A 16,927-nucleotide genomic window follows, 5' to 3' on the forward strand; every position below is an offset into this window, starting at 1 on the left:
TCGGTCGCCCCGCTTATTCGCTCTTCGGATCGCGCCAGAAGCTCGGCAGATAATACCCCGTCAGCGGCGTCGCGTCGGGGTGCTGGATGAAATTCCAGCGGGCGAGCCATTGTTCGGCGATGTAGAATAGCGGCACGACGTACTGGCCGGAGATCAGCACCCGGTCGTAGGCGCGCACGGCGGCGACGAAGTCCTCGCGCGTACGGGCCTGTGTCATGGCGTCGATCAAGGCGTCGATGGCAGGGTCGGCCGTGCCGGCGAAGTTGAAGGAGCCGCCGGCATCGCGGGCGCCGGAGCCCCAGCGGCCGCGCTGCTCGGCGCCGGGGGACAGCGAGGACGTGAACGACGACATCAGCATGTCGTAGTCGAATTCCTGCTTGCGCAGCTGGTACTGCGCATCGTCGACCTGGCGGATGGAGACCCCGACGCCGATCCGCCCGAGCGTTGCGGCAAAACCCTGGGCGATGCGCGCCTGGTCGGCGTTCTGAGCCAGGATCTCGAAGGCGAGCGGCCGGCCATCCGGTGCGACCATTTTGCCGCCGACAAAGCTGTACCCCACCGTCTTCAACTGCTCGACCGCCTGTCGCAGAAGTTTTCGGTCGCTGCCCGAACCGTCGCTGACCGCCGGGCGCCATGTGCCGGCCATGACCGCCGGCGTCACGGCGTCGGGAAAGGGCGCGAGCAGCGCCTTTTCCGCTTCGCTCGCCGCCCGGCCGACGCTCGACAGCTCGGAGTTTTCGAAGAAGCTCGTCACGCGCTTGTAGGAGCCGAAATAGAGGTTCTTGTTCGCCCACTCGAAATCGAAGAGGAGGCCGAGTGCCGCACGCACACTCCGGTCCCGGAATACCGGCCGGCGCGTGTTGAAGAAGAAACCGTAGGTGCCGGCTGGCTTGCCGGTCTGAAACGTCTCCTTGATCACCCGACCGTCCGCGACCGCCGGAAAATCATAGGCCGACCGCCACTGCCGGGGGCTTGCTTCCGGGTAGACGTAAAACAGGCCCTTCTGGAAAGCCGAGAACTGGGTGCTCGCGTCGCGGAAATATTCGATGACGATCTCGTCATAGTTGTCGATGCCCCGCTTCACCGGCAGGTCCTTGGCCCAATAGTCGGGATCGCGCCTGTAGCTGATGCGCCGGCCGGGCTCGACCGTATCGATGAGATAGGGGCCGGAGCCGATCAGCGGCGCGAGTGTCGTCCGCTCGAAGGTGGCGCGATCGAAGCCGTGCTCGGGAAGCACCGGCAGGCCGGCAAGGAGCATCGGCAGCTCGCGGTCCGCCTTCTCGTTGAAGGTGAAGCGCACGCTTCGATCGCCGACCTTCTCGATCCTTGCGACCTTCTGCAGCCACGCTGTGTATTGCGGCCTGACGACGCCGATCTGCTTCATCATGTCGGTGGTGAAGAGGACGTCCTCCACCGTCACCGGCCTGCCGTCGGAAAATTTCGCGCGGGGGTCGAGGGTGAACTCGACGAAGGTCCGCGCGTCGTCGGTCTCGACGCTTTCGGCCAGCAAACCATAGAGCGTGAAGGGTTCGTCCGGGCTGCGCTGCATCAGCGGCTCGAAGACCAGATTGCCGTATTCCTGGTCCGCCCAGATGCCCCGCGCCGTGGTGGTCGCGCCGCGAACGATGATCGGGCTGAGATTGTCGAAAGTCCCGAACACGCCGTAATGCATGGTCCCGCCCTTCGGCGCCTTCGGGTCGACGAAGGGAAAGTGGTCGAATCCTGCCGCCAGCGCGGGTTCTCCCTGCATGGCGATGCCGTGCATCGGCGCGGCCGACGCAGGCAGCGACGCCGTCCCCGAGGCCAGGAGGGCCAAAAGGGTGGTGGCAAGGGTCGGCGCAAGCATGCGGAAGGCCATGGGACGAGAATTCTCCGGTCGTGGGTCGCGCCGATTCTTATCGGCTTCGCATGGCTTTGCCTACCGCCCGGCGTCTCCTGGAGCGAGGGAGCAGGGGCCTTCAAACGGCCGTATTTGCGAAAGAGCACCACAGGGTCTATGGAACCGTCAGCGCCAGAGAGACGCCCGAGAGGAAGCACGACCCGTGAAGAACCGTTTGCACACTGTCCCCGCCCATGCGCTTGCCGCCGGTGCCATCGGTCTGGCGATGCTGGGCGCTGGAATGACCTCCGCTTCGGCCCAGGCTGCGGCGCCCGCGCCGGCCGCTGCGGCCGCCGCTCCAACGGGCTCGGAGCCGCAGTGGTTCAAGGTCTGCACCAAGCAGGGCGAGAACGACATCTGCAACACTCAGTTCACGCTGATCGCCGACACGCGCCAGCTCGTCACGGCGGTCAACCTGATCGACGTCAAGGGCAAGGTAAACCAGCGCGTCCTGCAGGTCGTCGTTCCGACCGGCCGCGTCATCCCGGCCGGCGTGCAGATGCAGGTCGACCAGAGCGCGCCCCAGGGCATGAACTATTCGGTCTGCTTCCCAGACCGCTGCATCGCGGAATCGCAGCTTACCGATGCCGTGATCGCCGGTCTGAAAAAGGGCAACGGCCTGACCGTCACCTCGGTGAACTTCCAGCGCCAGGCCAATCCGATCAAGATCACGCTGGCGGGTTTCAGCAAGGCCTATGACGGCCCGCCTGTTGCCCAGCCGGAGCTGGCGCAGCGCCAGCAGGAGCTGAACGATGCGCTGAAGCAGCAGGCAGAGGCGCGCCGCAAGAAGTTCGAAGAGGCGCAGGCAGCCGCGAAGGCCGCTCCGGCACAGTAATCCTTCTGATCCAGCAAAACGGCGGCTCCCATGGGAGCCGCCGTTTTGCTGTCGGGGTGCCGCGTCAGTGGCGGTGGGCGAGCTTGATGCGATAGGCGCCGTCGATCGGACCGTCGAACATCTCGTTGACCTGCGGATGACGGACGGGCGCATCGGTGTCGTCGGGCAGGAGGTTCTGCTCGGAGACGTAGGCGACGTATTCTGTCTCCGCGTTCTCGGCAAACAGATGATAGAAAGGCTGGTCCTTGCGCGGACGCACGTCCTGCGGGATGGACTGGTACCACTCTTCGGTATTGTCGAATTCCGGATCGACGTCGAAGATCACCCCGCGGAACGGGAAAACCCTGTGCCGAACGACCTGGCCGATGAAAAAACGTGCTGTCTGCATGGCGGCGGTCCTCAAGAGTCCATCAGTTCTGCCCAGGCGGAACCGGCGATATGCCGTGCCTGGCCTTGGCTGTCTCGTCTACCACTGATGTCGTCAACTGCCGGATAAACATAGTGCCTGACAAGATGCAAACATCAGGCCAGATCGGCTGCGGCGTGTCCTCGAGCGACGGGGGATCCGGTAATTCCCCTCCCTCCGGGATGCTGCCTCGATACCATGCCGGATTCCTTGGCAGACGCCAGTCGTGATCGCCATCCTCGGACTGATCTTCCCGTTCTTTGCGCTGATCGGGCTGGGCTATGGCACGGGACGGGTGGCGCCGCGGCCGATCGAAGGACTCGCCTGGCTGCACGTCTTCGTCGTCTATCTCGCTTTGCCCGCCATGTTCTACCAGCTCCTGTCGAAGACGCCCGTCGACCGCCTGGCCAATCCGGCCTTCATCGGCGCGACGACGCTCGCAACCCTGGTCATCTTCCTGCTGGTCGGGGCCATCGCCCTTCTGCGCACGTCGGGCGACGTGCCGTCGTCGACGATCCAGGGACTCGGGGCGGCCTACGGCAATATCGGCTATATGGGGCCCGGGCTCGCCATCGCTGCCTTCGGGCCGGAAGCGACGGTGCCGGTGGCGCTGATCTTCTGCTTCGACAACACGCTGCATTTCATCCTGGCGCCGCTGTGCATGGGGCTGGGCGGTCGTTCCGGCCGCCCGGCCGCGGCGATTGCCGGAGAGGTGGCGCGCAAGATCTTTACTCACCCCTTCATCCTCGCCACGATCGTCGGGGTCGCCGCAGCGGTGATGGAGGTGGATCTGCCGGAGCCCGCCGAGCGTCTGCTGTCGCTTCTGGCCAATGCCGCGGCTCCTTGCGCCCTGTTCGCCATGGGCGTGACCCTGGCGCTGAGGCCGCTGAAGCGGGTGCCACCGGAGCTCGGCTACATCGTGCCGGCCAAGCTCGTCCTTCACCCGCTTGTCGTCTATCTCTTCCTCGGCCTCTCCGGGCCCTTCGACCCGCTCTGGGTGCATGTGGCGATGCTGCTCGCCTGTCTGCCGACGGCGACGAACGTCTTCGTCATCGCGCAGCAGTACGGCGTCTGGGTGGAGCGCGCGTCGGCAGCCGTCCTTGTCACCACGATGGCCTCGGTGGTGACCGTGACGCTTTCGCTCTACCTGATGTCAGCCGGCGTGTTCCCCACCAATCCCTTCGCGCACTGAGCGCCCGATCCCCTTGAGACCGGCTCCCGGCGCAACACCCTCGCGCATGGCGAACCGCCGCAGCCACGGAATTGCCGCGAGGGCGGAAAGGCCGACGGCGCGCGCTGCCTGCGTCGGCAGAAGGCTGGCGAGAAGCGAGCGGTTGAGGAGGTCGACGCCGAGACTGCGCGACATCACGTCGCCCCGCCGCGCCGCCTCGTAGCGCGACAGCACCATGGTGCAGCCGGGATCGTCGCGCCCGGCCACGGCCGCCTCGACGATCGCGGCGGCATCCCTCAGACCGAGATTGAGACCCTGCGCACCGATGGGGGGAAACACGTGCGCGGCCTCCCCGACCAGCGCAACGCGCGGCGCCGTCAGCCGCGCGGCGCTCGCCCCCTTCAGGGGAAAGGCCTGAACCGGTCCGTCCAGGGTCACGGCGCCGAGGATCGAGTGCAGGCGCTCCTCGATCATCCGCTCCAGCCGCTCGGGCTTCAGGTCGACGACGAGGTCTGCCGTTTCCGGCGTCTCGACCCAGACGAGCGAAGAGCGACGGCCGGGCAGGGGAACCTGGGTGAACGGTCCCGTTGTCCGGTGAAATTCGGTCGATATGCCGCCGTGGGGACGCTCATGGGCGAAGTTGAGGACGATCGCACTCTGCGGATAGGACCAGGCGCGGCAGGCGATCTTGGCGCGTTCCCGAACGACGGAATGACGCCCATCCGCCCCGACGACGAGCGCGACGGAAAGGCTGGAGCCGTCACCGAGGCGCAGCAGCGCTCCATCCGGTTCGACGGCGACGTCATCGACGGAAGCATCGATCACCCGCAGGCGCTCGCCCAGCGTCGCGGCGCGGGTCGCCAGAGCCTGCATGAGGTCGGCATTGAGGGCGTTGAACCCGAAAGCGGCGAGATCGATCTCGCGGGAGTCGAAGGAGATCGAGGGAGCGCGCATGAGCCGGCCCGTGTCGTCGATGATCCGCATCACCGTCAGCGCTTCGGCCTTGGCGCGCAGGCCTTCAAAGACCCCCAGCGATTCGAGGAAGGCGACGGACGGGCCGAGCAGCGCGGTGGAGCGGCCATCCTCGCGCGAGGGCGCCGGCGCGAGGAGCACCGTATCGAAACCCTCGAGCGCAAAGGCAATCGCCGTGGCATAGCCGGCCAGTCCACCACCGACGACGCCGATCTCTGCCTTCAGATGTCCCACAATGTTTCCTTTCCGCGACCACGGGACAAAGAACCGACTGCGCGCGCCCTGTTTCCCTTTGATTTCAGACATACGAACGATACAGCTTTAAGCAATGGGGGATGGGACGGCGTTGGTGTCCCTGCGACAACGAGTACGGGAAGACATGGCCGAGCCGGTATCGAAATGGGAACAATGGCGCGCCTTCGCCGTGCATCTGCTGACGGCCAGCGGTGCCTTCTGGGCATTTCTGTCGATCATCGCCGCGGCGGACCACCGCTGGGTCGCGATGTTCGGATGGCTGGGCTTTGCTCTCTTCGTCGACGCGATCGACGGTCCGATGGCGCGCAAGGTCGATATCCTCAGGGTCCTGCCGAACTGGTCCGGCGATGTCCTCGACCAGATCATCGACTACGCGACCTATGTCATCATTCCCGCCTTCGCCCTCTATGAATCCGGAATGATCGGCGGCGCGCTGTCATTCATCGCGGCGGCCATGATCGTCATCTCCAGCGCCATCTACTATGCCGACACGCGGATGAAGACGAACGACTATTTCTTCCGCGGCTTTCCGGTGGCGTGGAACATGGTGATCTTCACCTTCTTCGCCATCCAGCCGAACGAGATCACCGCCTTTGCCTTCGTCGCCTTCTGCTCGGTCGCCACGTTCCTGCCGATCAAGTTTCTTCACCCCGTCAGGGTGAAGCGCCTGCGCCCCTTCAATCTCGCGGTCGTCGCCCTCTGGTCGGCCTGCGGGCTCGGTGCGCTCTACTACAATTTCGATCTGCCGGACTGGCTGAAAGTGGGGATCCTGGCGACCAGCCTCTATCTCTTCTCGATCGGTGCCATCCTCCAGGTTCTGGACGGGCTGCGCCGGCGCAAGGGTGATACCGTGGGAGACGTCGAATGACGAAAGCGATGGTGGTGCACGCCTTCGGCGGCCCCGAGGTGCTGTCGTGGGAAGAGCACGATTGCGGCCAGCCCGGACGCGGCGAAATCCTCGTCGAGCAGGCGGCGGTCGGCGTGAACTTCATCGACGTCTATTTCCGCACCGGGCTCTACAAGCCGCCGACCATGCCCTTCGTGGTCGGCAAGGAGGGCGCCGGCACCATCGCCGCCATCGGAGAGGATGTCACGACGCTCTCCGTCGGCGACCGCGTCGCCTATAACGGGGCCAACGGAACCTATGCCGAACGCGTCGTCATCGCTGCCGACCAGGTGGTGAAACTGCCGGACGCCATCTCCTCGGACATCGCCGCCGCGGTAATGCTGAAGGGCATGACGGCCGAGTATCTTCTGCGCCGCACGTTTCCCGTCGGACCGGGAACGGTGATGCTGTTCCACGCTGCCGCCGGCGGCGTCGGCCTGATCGCCGGACAATGGGCGAAGCATCTCGGTGCGACCGTCATCGGCACGGCCGGCTCGGCCGACAAATGCGCGCTGGCGCTCCAGCACGGCTACGATCACGTCATCGACTATCGCCAGGAAGATTTCGTGGCGCGCGTGCTGGAGATCACCGACGGCAAGAAGTGCGACGTCGTCTACGACTCGGTCGGCAGAGACACGTTCCCGCACAGCCTCGACTGCCTGAAGCGCCGCGGGCTCTGGGTCACCTTCGGCCAGTCGTCCGGCAAGCTGCCGGACATCGACCTCGGCATTTTGAACCAGAAGGGTTCGCTCTTTGCGACACGACCGAGTCTGTTCGGCTATGTCGCCAATGCACGAGAACGCGAAGAGTCGGCAGAGGCGCTGTTCGGTGTCATCGCGTCGGGCGCCGTCAAGATCCGGATTGACCAGACCTACCGGCTGGAAGATGCGGTCGAGGCGCATCGCGACCTGGAAGCTCGCAAGACGACGGGTGCGACCATCCTCAAGGTCTGACCGGATCGGGAAACTGACCGCCTGCTACCGACAAAAAAATGGCCCGGTGCTCCCTGAGCGCCGGGCCTTTCGAACAAAATGCGAGAGAGCCTACAGCTGATGGCGACCGCTGCGCACGAGGTACTCGATCTCGCTACGGCTGATGCCGATATCCAGGAGTTCACGATCGTCCATGCGGGCGAGGTGGCTGGCGACCTTGCGGTTTGCCTGGTAGGCGCGGAAGCGGCTGGCGATTTGCGAAAACATGCGTCTGTCCATTCTGATGTTGAGGTTATCAGATAGGAAATTGCACTGCACAAAAGAAGCGCATCCAGTGCACGTTAGATATGCACCAGGTGCATTTTACGACGATTGCATGACAGTCAGGCGAGCATGGATTGCGATGGTATCGCCATGGCTGCCGAGCCTTCCGACGGCTCAGCCTTGGGTATCGCCGACGGTGTCCGCCATCGTCGCGCCGCGCGTGCCCATGGGCTTGGCAGTGCGGGTCGTGGTGTCGACCGCCGTCTGATGTTCCAGTTCGGCGTTTAGCTCGGCGCCGATCAGAACCAGAACCGTCGATATCCAGATCCAGGTCATGAAGCCGATCACCGCGCCGAGCGACCCATAGGTCTTGTCGTAGCTGCCGAAATTCGTGACGTACCAGGAGAACAGGAGCGAAAACGCAATCCACAGGACCGCGGCCAGAATTGCGCCCCAGGAAATCCAGCGCCATTTGGCGTCCGCGCGGCTCGGGCCGACACGGTAGACCAGCGTCAGTCCGGCAACGACGACCACAAGCATGGCGGGCCAGCGCAGCACGAGCAGCCAGGCTTCAAGATCGCCAAGGCCAACGAATTTGAGCGCGATCGGGAGTGCGACGACGGCGCCGAGCGTCAGAACGACAAAGACGATCATTCCGAGGGTGAAGGCGAGGGAGGTCAGGGTGAGCTTGACGAAGCTGCGCTTCTCCGTCTCCTCGTAGACGATGTTGAGCGCGTCGAAGAGCGTCTTCATCCCGGCATTGGCGCTCCAGAGCGCAAGGCCGAGACCGAAGACGAGGCCAAGGCCCAGCTTGCCGTCGCCCTGCGTCGTCACCCGCGCCATCTGCTCGCTGATGATGTCGACCGCGCCGCCGGGAAGAACCCCAGCCAGCGCCCGGATCTGTTCGCCAAGGCTCGATGCGTCGGTGAAGAGACCATAGATCGAGATCAGCGCGGTGATCGCGGGGAAGAGGGCGAGGAGCACATAGAAGGTGACGCCCGCAGCAACCAGCATCAGCCGGTCCTCGGAGAATTCCTTGAACGTACGCACCAGGATGTCCTTCCAACCCTTGGCGGGCATGTCGGACGGCGTCGTGGCGGTGCGACCGCGCTGAGGGTCTGCATCCGGCAGTGAGGCGGAACGCTGCTTGCCGCGCCATTTCGTTTCATCCGCATCGTCAGCGCCGCCGATACCGCGGCCTGCCAGATAGCCGAGCAGCGTCAGCGCCCCGCCGGAGGCCAGACCAAGCAGAAGGTCGCTGGCGAAGGATCCGCCTCGCCGTTGGGTTTGCCGCATCGCATGGGTCTCCCTATCGCTGCCGGAAGGGCGTGCGGGCGTCCGATGGCGCCCAGCGCCGTGCCAAGCCAGTAAAAGATTTCAGTTGGCGCCGGCGTGCGGGGCTGGCTCTTCGGTCGAGATCGCATCGGTGGTGCGGCCCAGCAGTTCCGGCGAGCCGTCCGCATGATCGATGGTGATCCTGATCGGCCCGGCCTCGAAGGGGCCGAAGGGGGAAGCGAAGGCGATTTCCGCCGCGTCGCGCCCGACGCCGATCCGCACCAGGCCGTCGAGGTTGGCCTGCCGCGTCGCGTCGAAGAGCCACCAGCGCCCGTCGAGATAGGCTTCGAACACCGCATGGAAATCGCGCGGCTCCAGGCCGTAGGCATAGCAGCTGACGAAGCGCGCGGGGATGTTGAGCGCCCGACAGAAGGCGGTGCCGAGATGGGCGAAATCGCGACAGACGCCGGCACGCAGGATCAGGCTCTCATCCGCCGTCGTCTGCGCGTCCGAGGAGCCGGGCTGGTAGTCGAGATTGTCGTAGATCCAGTTGCAGATCGCCGTCACCCGCCCGTGCCCCTTTGCCAACTGGCCGAACTCCTTCTGGGCGAAGGCGCTCAGCCGGTCGGACGAGACGAAGCGGGAAGGCAGGAGGAAAGGCATGATGTCGAGGGGCAGGGCCTCCAATGGCGTCTCCCGGATCGTGTCGGGATCGGCCCTGAACACGTCCAGCGTCACTTCGGCTTCGTAATGGACATTCAGCGGGCCGGCATCCGCCGAGACGCTGAAGTAGCGGTTCTGGATGTCCGGCACGACATAGCTTCGACGCGCGAGATCGGGCGTGATCGTCAGGCGCTCGGTGAGGTCTCGATGGCGGTTGAGCCTTGCGACCTCGAGATTGAAGATGAAGACCGTCGGACCCTTCACCTCGTAGGAGAGATCGCACCCCAATCTGTACCGAACGCCCATTTCGCTTCCCTTCACACGGCCCGCTGTCACGTCCGCGGCCACCGCAGCCAACCATGAAGCCATGAAGCCATCAGCATCGCGGAAGGCCTCGACGACCACGACCGCAAACTGGCGAAATCGTGGCAAAGCCGGGACGCCCGGACAAGCGCATCCGGCGGCAAAGGTTCCACCGCTTTCGCCCAGCGGCGTGCGCGCGGGCCAATTTATGTCGATCGCTGCAAAACGCCGGGAAGGGTGGAACAGCGGGCGCGAAGACCTTAGGTGAGCGTTCTCGCCGCGGAGACTGACAATGACCACTCTGATGCCCGACACGATTGCCCCGCCTTCGGAAAGCGGACAATGGCCGGCGCGGCGAAGCCAGATCCTCGACTGGCTCGTGAATGGCACGCGCGACGAGCGCTTCATCGACAACATCTTCGTGCAGCTCTGCGACCGGCTGCGGGCAGGCGGCATGCCTCTGGCGCGGGCGACGCTCGCCTTCACGATTCAGAACCCGCAATGGCTCGGCGCGCGCATTCTCTGGCGCAAGGACCAGCCCAACCCCGCGATCAACATGTTCGATCATGACGTCCTCGAAACGGCGCAGTATCTGAACAGCCCGGTCAGCGAGATCGACAACGGTGCCGACGAAGTTCGCGAGCGTCTCGACGTCGACGATGGAAGGGCCTCGCGCCATGCGATTTTCGACGATCTGCGTTCCGAGGGTCTGACGGACTATGTCGCCTGGCCGATCCTCCACACTCTCGGCAAGCGGCATGTGATCAGCTTCGGCTGCGACCGGCCGGGCGGGTTCAGCGAGGAGGACATCAGCTTTCTCCGCGACCTGCTGCCCGCGCTCGCGCTCGTCAGCGAGATCCGGATCAAGAACCGCCTGGCGCGCACGCTGCTGGAGACCTATGTCGGCCCGCATGCAAGCGAACTCATTCTGGCCGGTGCGACACGGCGGGGCAGCGGCGTCACCGTCGGCGCGGCGATCCTGATCTGCGACCTTCGGGATTTCACGACCATTTCCGAACTCTGGCCGCGCGACCATGTCATCGATCTCCTCAATGGCTATTTCGATGCCATGTCGGAGCCGATCGAGCGCAATGGCGGCGAGATCCTGAAATTCGTCGGTGACGGCCTGCTGGCGGTCTTCCCGCTCTCCAACCCCGATGCCTGCGCCGCGCTGCTGCGTTCGGTCGGCGAAGCCCGGGCGGCAATGAGCGCGGTGAACGCGGAACATGTGCGCCTCGGCCACGATCCGCTCGGCTACGGCGTGGGCATCCATGTCGGCGACGTGATGTACGGCAACATCGGCTCGCGCAAGCGCCTCGACTTCACCGTCATCGGTCCGGCCGTCAACGTCGCGTCGCGGCTCGAGACGCTGACGAAGGAGGTGAAGCGCCCGGTTCTCCTGTCGCGGGCATTCGCCGACATGGCCGGCGATCACGGCATCTTCGACAATCTCGGCTTCTATCCCCTGAAGGGCCTCGGAGAGCCTCTCGAGGTGCTCGCTCTGCGTTTGCCGTAGCGCATGGCCATGCAGGTTGTCGACGCCGCGCCGATTTCCGGGTGCCGGACGGCCGATGTCAAAAGCGAAGGCGCTGACGGCGCTCTGACCGGATACGACGTGGAAGGAGAGGGCATCGCCGACATCTCCGGCTGTCGGTCAGCGGAAAGTGCGCCTCTGTCGCAGTTGCATGTTGCGTTGCGAAATAAGCTGCGCAAGATCATGTCATGGAACCAAGCGATGTCGCCATTCTGATTGTCGACGAGAACAGGGCAAGGGCATCGATCATCGAGGATGGCCTGCTGGAGGCTGGGCACACCCGCGTCCATATCGTTGCCGAGATGAATGGTCTGGTGCGCGAGATCGAGGCGTTCAAGCCGGACGTCATCGTCGTCGACCTGGAGAATCCGAACCGCGATCGGTTGGAGCAGTTTTTCCAGGTCACGCGCACCGTCCCGCGTCCGATCGCCATGTTCGTCGACCGCTCCGACGCCGCCTCGATGGAAGCGGCCATCGCCGCCGGAGTCTCCGCCTATATCGTCGACGGACTAAAGAAAGAACGGGTCAAGCCGATCCTCGACATGGCGATCCTGCGCTTCCATGCCTATTCCCGTCTTACCCGCGAGCTTGCCGAAGCCCGATCGGAGCTGGCGGACCGCAAGGTGATCGACAAGGCCAAGGGGCTTGTCATGACCAATCGCGGATTGTCCGAAGAACAGGCCTACCGCCTGCTGCGCCAGACGGCGATGAACGAGAAGAAGCGTCTCGTCGACATCGCCCGCAGCGTAGTGACCGCCGCTTCACTGCTGGCGAAATGAGAGGACGCCGATGAGCGAGCTTCGTCACGATCCGGTGGTCCGCGCCGGCTTTATTCCCCTCCTCGACGCAGCCGTGCTGGTCGCCGCGAGCGCTCTCGGGCTCGACCGGGAGCACGGCGTCCGGCTGGAACTGGTGCGGGACGTGTCCTGGTCGAACATCCGCGATCGCCTGGCCTTCCGACAGTTCGACGTGGCGCACATGCTGGGCCCGATGGCGGTCGCCTCGCAGCTCGGGCTCGGCTCCAACCCCCATCCCGTCATCGCGCCTTTCGCGCTCGGCATGGGCGGCAACGCCATCACCCTGTCGACGTCGCTGTTTGCCGCCATGCAGGAAATCGGGGAGGGCGCCGACACGGCTTCAGGATACGGCCGTGCCCTGAAGCGTGTCATCGATGCCCGCCAGGCGGCGGGGAAACCGCCGCTGGTGCTCGGCTGCACCTATCCCTTCTCCTCGCACAACTACGAATTCCGCTTCTGGATGGCCGAAGCCGGCATCGATCCCGACCGGGACGTCACCATGACGGTCGTGCCGCCGCCGATGACGGCCGATGCGCTGAAGGCGGGGGTTATCGACGGCTTCTGCGTCAACGCGCCGTGGAACGTGCTGGCGGTCGAGGCCGGCATCGGCCAGGTGGTCGCGGTGAAGGCGGACATCTGGCCGTCGTCGCCGGAAAAGGTGCTGGGGATGCGCCCCGACTGGTGGGAGACCAACCGCGACACCGCAGAGCGCCTGCTCTTCGCCCTGGACGCCGCCGCCCAATGGTGCGACGTGCCCTCGAACCGGGCCGAACTTGCCGGCATTCTCGCCCGGCCCGAGCATGTCGGAGGATCGGCGACGATGATCGCCGAGATCCTGGCGGGCGACCTGCCCGTCGGCCCGGACGGGTCCCACCGGCGCATTCCCGCCTATCTCACCTTCCATGCCGGCGCGGCCAATTTCCCGTGGCAGAGCCAGGCGCTGTGGACCTACAGCCAGATGGCGCGCTGGGGCCAGGTCGGCCTCGGCAAACGCGAGGCCGAGCGCGCAGCCAGTGCCTTCCGCCCCGATCTCTACCGCGAGGTCTTCGCCGACCGAATTGCCGCGATGCCACCCCTGGACCAGCGGATCGAACTCGGTCCGACGGGCGCAGGCGACAGGCCAGGCTATCGCTTCGATCCCGCGTCGATCCCCCGTTACATCTCGGAGTTTCCGATCCGCCAGTCGCTGCCCCCTAACGGTCCGGCCAACAAAGACGACTAGGGAGCGATCCGGAAGCGCGACATTCGCCTTTCCGGAAAGATCGTGCCGAATCAATAAAGCTGAACGCGATAGCGGCTCGACGGAGCGTCATTCCGTGCACGATGCCGAGCCCAGGCGGGACAAATGCCTCTCTGTCGAATCTTTCGTCAGTGCGGCGCAAAATCGGGCATCTGCCGCACAAGCCTGGAATCCCTACAAAGCAAAGGCTAGCGGGTTAATGCCGAAAAAATAGGCATGCCTATCTGGCGCACATTTGGACTTTCCAATGGGCCCCGATTGCAGTCAAATGACTGCGTGCCCGTCAAAGAAGACAGGGCATCGAACGCCTTCTTTGCAGAAGCCTTCACCAGACATCGACGTCGCAAGTCCGGCCACCCATTCCTCTTTCGGAATGGATTGGTCAGGGATGCGGCGTTTTTTTTCGTCTTCCAACTTCCCATTTCCTGGCCCGAGGATCGACATGCCCGACATTTTCTCCGCCGATCTCAGCCGTCGCCGCTTTCTGCGCCATGCTGCCGCGACCGCCGGCACGACGGCTCTGTTCTCGGCCATCGGCGCATCCTTCCCGGCCGGCGCCTTCGCGCAGGGCACGGGGCCGGAGACGACCAAGGCTATCCTCGGCTTCATCGCTTTGACGGACGCCGCTCCGCTGATCGTCGCCAAGGAGAAGGGATTCTTCGACAAGCACGGCATGCCCGACGTCGAGGTGACGAAGCAGTCTTCCTGGGGCACCACACGCGACAACCTGGTCCTTGGCTCGGCTGGCTCGGGCATCGATGGCGCACATATCCTGACGCCGATGCCCTACCTGATGACGGCGGGCAAGGTCACCCAGAACGGCCAGCCGCTGCCGATGGCGATCCTGGCGCGCCTCAATCTCAACGGTCAGGGGATCTCGGTCGGCAAGGCCTATGCGGACCTGAAGGTCGGCCTCGACTCGTCGGTTCTGCGCGAGACTTTCGCGCAGAAGAAGGCGGCCGGCGCCCCAGCCAAGGTCGCCGTCACCTTTCCCGGCGGCACCCACGACCTCTGGATGCGCTATTGGCTCGCGGCCGGCGGCATCGATCCCGACAGCGATGTCGAGACCATCGTCGTTCCCCCACCGCAGATGGTCGCCAACATGAAGGTCGGCACCATGGATGCCTTCTGCGTCGGCGAGCCGTGGAATGCGCAGTTGGTTGAGCAGGGGATCGGCTACACGGCCTTCACCACCGGCGAACTGTGGTCCAAGCATCCGGAAAAGAGCTTCGCGATGCGCGCCGACTGGGTCGAGAAGCATCCGAAGGCGGCCCTCGCGCTCGTGATGGCGGTGCAGGAAGCCGCGCAATGGGCCGATGACATGGCCAACAAGGACGAACTCGCCGACATCCTCGGCATGCGCGCCTGGTTCAACGTCAAGCCGGCCGATATCGGCCCGCGGATGAAGGGCGTGATCGACTACGGCAATGGCCGCGACGTCGCCGACTCCCCGCACTTCATGAAGTTCTGGCAGGACGACGCCTCCTATCCATTCAAGAGCCACGACGCCTGGTTCGTCACCGAGGACATCCGGTGGGGCAATCTCGATGCGTCGACCGACATCAAGGCCATGGTCGAGCAGGTCAACCGCGAGGATCTCTGGCGCGAGGCCGCCAAGGCGCTGGGCGTTTCGGCCATTCCCGCCTCGACGTCGCGCGGCAAGGAGACCTTCTTCGACGGCAAGGTCTTCGATCCCGAAGATCCCGCCGCCTATCTCGCCAGCCTCGCCATCACGCGGACGGCCTGACCGGCCCGCGCGAAACGACCGCCAACGGGAGACCGATGATGTCCCAGACCATCCTGAAGACCGATGCCGTCGTTCACGTCATCGGCAAACCGGCGACGAGCGCGGCGGTGGTGCCGCTACGGCCGCAAAGCGAGTCGGGCAGGGCCCGCTTCCTGCGCCTTGCCCGCACCGCTTCCGCCAACATCCTGCCACCGCTCGTGACCCTCGTGATCCTCCTGGCGCTCTGGGAGGCGATCTGCTCGGGAACGGGAGCGCGACTGCCGCCGCCGAGCCAGGTGGTCAGCGATACCTGGGAGCTCATCGCGCATCCCTTCTACGTCAACGGCGGCAACGACGTCGGCATCGGCTGGCAGATCTGGGCCAGCCTGCAGCGGGTCGCCCTCGGCTACGCCTTCGCCGTCGTCGTCGGCATCGCGCTCGGCGTCCTCGTCGGCCAGTCGAACCTCGCCATGCGCGGTCTCGACCCGATCTTCCAGGTGCTGCGCACGGTCCCGCCGCTGGCCTGGCTGCCGCTGTCGCTCGCCGCCTTCCAGGACGGCCAGCCCTCGGCGATCTTCGTCATCTTCGTCACCGCGGTCTGGCCGGTGATCATCAACACGGCGGTCGGGGTGCGCAACATTCCCGACGACTACCGGAACGTGGCGAAAGTACTGCGGCTGAACGGCTTCGAGTTCTTCTGGAAGATCATGATCCCGGCGGCCGCCCCCTACATCTTCACCGGCCTTCGGATCGGCGTCGGCCTGTCCTGGCTCGCCATCGTCGCGGCCGAAATGCTGATCGGCGGCGTCGGCATCGGCTTCTTCATCTGGGACGCGTGGAACTCCTCGCTGATCAGCGACATCATCCTGGCCCTCGTCTACGTCGGCATCGTCGGCTTCGTGCTCGACCGGATCGTCGCCTCCATCGGCAAGGCCTTCACCCGCGGCACTTCGTCCACCTGAGCGGATCGGGAGATCACAACGATGAACACCAAACCATTCCTGTCCATCGAAGGCGTGAGCAAGGAATTCGCCCGGGGCGGCGCGGTCAGCGAGGTCCTCAGGGACATCGACCTGACCGTCGCCAAGGGCGAGTACATCTCGATCATCGGCCATTCCGGCTGCGGCAAGTCCACGCTCCTGAACATCGTCGCCGGGCTGACCGAGGCGACGCGCGGCGTCGTGCTTCTGGAAGACAAGGTTGTCGACGCGCCGGGTCCCGACCGCGGCGTCGTGTTCCAGAACCATTCGCTTCTGCCCTGGCTCACCGTCTACGAGAACGTCGCGCTCGCTGTCGACAAGGTGTTCGGCCGGACCAAGAGCCGCGCCGAGCGGCAGGAATGGGTGATGCGCAATCTTGAGCTGGTCCACATGGGCCATGCCCGCGACAAGCGCCCGTCCGAGATTTCCGGCGGCATGAAGCAGCGCGTCGGCATCGCCCGGGCGCTGGCGATGGAGCCCAAGATTCTGCTCCTCGACGAGCCCTTCGGCGCCCTCGACGCGCTGACGCGGGCCCATCTCCAGGACCAGGTTATGGCGATCCAGGCCGATCTGGGCACCACGGTGATGATGATCACCCATGATGTGGACGAGGCGGTGCTCCTGTCGGACCGGATCGTCATGCTGACCAACGGCCCTTCGGCGCGGATCGGCGAGATCCTCGACGTTCCGCTGGCACGGCCACGGCGCCGGCTCGAGCTCGCCGCCGATCCCGTCTACCTGCGCTGCCGCACCGCGGTGCTGAAATTCCTCTACGAGCGCAACCGCTTCGTGGAGGCGGCATGACCCCG

The 16,927-nt window shown here is 65.0% G+C and carries 18 protein-coding genes; 11 read left to right on the forward strand and 7 right to left on the reverse strand.

Annotated features, from left to right (window positions below; all coding sequences use genetic code 11):
• Nucleotides 1–13 precede the first annotated feature (13 nt).
• Complete coding sequence (locus tag Sa4125_RS10535; RefSeq protein WP_224006882.1) at nucleotides 14–1,858, reverse strand: extracellular solute-binding protein; 1,845 nt, start codon at nucleotides 1,856–1,858, stop codon at nucleotides 14–16.
• A gap of 184 nt (nucleotides 1,859–2,042) precedes the next feature.
• On the opposite strand from Sa4125_RS10535, the gene Sa4125_RS10540 reads away from it, so the two are divergent.
• Nucleotides 2,043–2,714, forward strand: a complete 672-nt coding sequence (locus tag Sa4125_RS10540; protein WP_224006885.1) for an invasion associated locus B family protein — start codon at nucleotides 2,043–2,045, stop codon at nucleotides 2,712–2,714.
• A 64-nt stretch (nucleotides 2,715–2,778) separates the two neighbouring features.
• Here Sa4125_RS10540 and hspQ read toward each other — a convergent pair whose 3' ends face one another.
• Nucleotides 2,779–3,102: a heat shock protein HspQ gene (hspQ, locus tag Sa4125_RS10545; protein WP_224006888.1), complete on the reverse strand. Its 324-nt coding sequence runs from the start codon at nucleotides 3,100–3,102 to the stop codon at nucleotides 2,779–2,781.
• 244 nt (nucleotides 3,103–3,346) lie between these two features.
• Here hspQ and Sa4125_RS10550 point away from each other — a divergent pair, with 244 nt between their 5' ends.
• Complete coding sequence (locus Sa4125_RS10550) at nucleotides 3,347–4,312, forward strand: AEC family transporter (RefSeq protein WP_224006891.1); 966 nt, start codon at nucleotides 3,347–3,349, stop codon at nucleotides 4,310–4,312.
• On the opposite strand, the gene Sa4125_RS10555 is transcribed toward Sa4125_RS10550, so the two are convergent.
• Nucleotides 4,274–5,497 (reverse strand): UbiH/UbiF family hydroxylase, encoded by a 1,224-nt coding sequence (locus Sa4125_RS10555; protein ID WP_224006894.1) that lies wholly within the window; start codon nucleotides 5,495–5,497, stop codon nucleotides 4,274–4,276. The two genes, Sa4125_RS10550 and Sa4125_RS10555, sit on opposite strands and share 39 nt — an antisense overlap.
• Nucleotides 5,498–5,642: 145 nt before the next feature.
• On the opposite strand from Sa4125_RS10555, the gene pcsA reads away from it, so the two are divergent.
• The gene (gene pcsA, locus Sa4125_RS10560; RefSeq protein ID WP_224006898.1) at nucleotides 5,643–6,386 is read left to right on the forward strand and encodes a phosphatidylcholine synthase; all 744 of its coding nucleotides are present in this window, start codon (nucleotides 5,643–5,645) and stop codon (nucleotides 6,384–6,386) included.
• Complete coding sequence (locus Sa4125_RS10565) at nucleotides 6,383–7,357, forward strand: quinone oxidoreductase (protein WP_224006901.1); 975 nt, start codon at nucleotides 6,383–6,385, stop codon at nucleotides 7,355–7,357. The genes pcsA and Sa4125_RS10565 overlap by 4 nt, the downstream gene beginning before the upstream one ends.
• A gap of 90 nt (nucleotides 7,358–7,447) precedes the next feature.
• Here Sa4125_RS10565 and Sa4125_RS10570 read toward each other — a convergent pair whose 3' ends face one another.
• From Sa4125_RS10570 to Sa4125_RS10580, 3 genes are all read right to left on the reverse strand, one after another.
• Entirely contained in the window at nucleotides 7,448–7,603 is a 156-nt protein-coding gene (locus Sa4125_RS10570) for a DUF1127 domain-containing protein (RefSeq protein ID WP_224006904.1), read from the reverse strand.
• 171 nt (nucleotides 7,604–7,774) lie between these two features.
• Complete coding sequence (locus tag Sa4125_RS10575; RefSeq protein ID WP_224006907.1) at nucleotides 7,775–8,896, reverse strand: YihY/virulence factor BrkB family protein; 1,122 nt, start codon at nucleotides 8,894–8,896, stop codon at nucleotides 7,775–7,777.
• A gap of 81 nt (nucleotides 8,897–8,977) precedes the next feature.
• A complete protein-coding gene (locus Sa4125_RS10580; protein ID WP_224006910.1) occupies nucleotides 8,978–9,844 on the reverse strand; it encodes a transglutaminase family protein in 867 nt (288 codons plus the stop codon).
• A gap of 289 nt (nucleotides 9,845–10,133) precedes the next feature.
• On the opposite strand from Sa4125_RS10580, the gene Sa4125_RS10585 reads away from it, so the two are divergent.
• From Sa4125_RS10585 to Sa4125_RS10600, 4 genes are read left to right on the forward strand one after another with little or no spacing between them, the layout of a single operon-like run.
• A complete protein-coding gene (locus tag Sa4125_RS10585; protein WP_224006913.1) occupies nucleotides 10,134–11,357 on the forward strand; it encodes an adenylate/guanylate cyclase domain-containing protein in 1,224 nt (407 codons plus the stop codon).
• 3 nt (nucleotides 11,358–11,360) lie between these two features.
• Nucleotides 11,361–11,591, forward strand: a complete 231-nt coding sequence (locus tag Sa4125_RS10590) for a hypothetical protein (protein ID WP_224006916.1) — start codon at nucleotides 11,361–11,363, stop codon at nucleotides 11,589–11,591.
• Nucleotides 11,564–12,154 (forward strand): ANTAR domain-containing protein, encoded by a 591-nt coding sequence (locus Sa4125_RS10595; protein WP_224006919.1) that lies wholly within the window; start codon nucleotides 11,564–11,566, stop codon nucleotides 12,152–12,154. The genes Sa4125_RS10590 and Sa4125_RS10595 overlap by 28 nt, the downstream gene beginning before the upstream one ends.
• Before the next feature lie 10 nt (nucleotides 12,155–12,164).
• Entirely contained in the window at nucleotides 12,165–13,394 is a 1,230-nt protein-coding gene (locus Sa4125_RS10600) for a CmpA/NrtA family ABC transporter substrate-binding protein (RefSeq protein ID WP_224006922.1), read from the forward strand.
• A gap of 282 nt (nucleotides 13,395–13,676) precedes the next feature.
• Here the strand turns inward: Sa4125_RS10600 and Sa4125_RS10605 are convergent, their stop codons facing one another.
• Nucleotides 13,677–13,856, reverse strand: a complete 180-nt coding sequence (locus Sa4125_RS10605; RefSeq protein WP_224006925.1) for a hypothetical protein — start codon at nucleotides 13,854–13,856, stop codon at nucleotides 13,677–13,679.
• Here Sa4125_RS10605 and Sa4125_RS10610 point away from each other — a divergent pair.
• From Sa4125_RS10610 to Sa4125_RS10620, 3 genes are read left to right on the forward strand one after another with little or no spacing between them, the layout of a single operon-like run.
• Nucleotides 13,855–15,159 (forward strand): CmpA/NrtA family ABC transporter substrate-binding protein, encoded by a 1,305-nt coding sequence (locus tag Sa4125_RS10610; RefSeq protein ID WP_224006928.1) that lies wholly within the window; start codon nucleotides 13,855–13,857, stop codon nucleotides 15,157–15,159. The genes Sa4125_RS10605 and Sa4125_RS10610 overlap by 2 nt on opposite strands.
• Nucleotides 15,160–15,197: 38 nt before the next feature.
• Nucleotides 15,198–16,100: a nitrate ABC transporter permease gene (ntrB, locus tag Sa4125_RS10615; protein WP_224006931.1), complete on the forward strand. Its 903-nt coding sequence runs from the start codon at nucleotides 15,198–15,200 to the stop codon at nucleotides 16,098–16,100.
• 21 nt (nucleotides 16,101–16,121) lie between these two features.
• On the forward strand, nucleotides 16,122–16,922 hold the full coding sequence (locus Sa4125_RS10620; protein ID WP_224006934.1) for an ABC transporter ATP-binding protein: 801 nt from the start codon (nucleotides 16,122–16,124) through the stop codon (nucleotides 16,920–16,922).
• The last annotated feature ends 5 nt before the right edge of the window (nucleotides 16,923–16,927 follow it).

This window comes from Aureimonas sp. SA4125 (assembly GCF_019973775.1).
Taxonomy (GTDB): Bacteria; Pseudomonadota; Alphaproteobacteria; order Rhizobiales; family Rhizobiaceae; genus Plantimonas.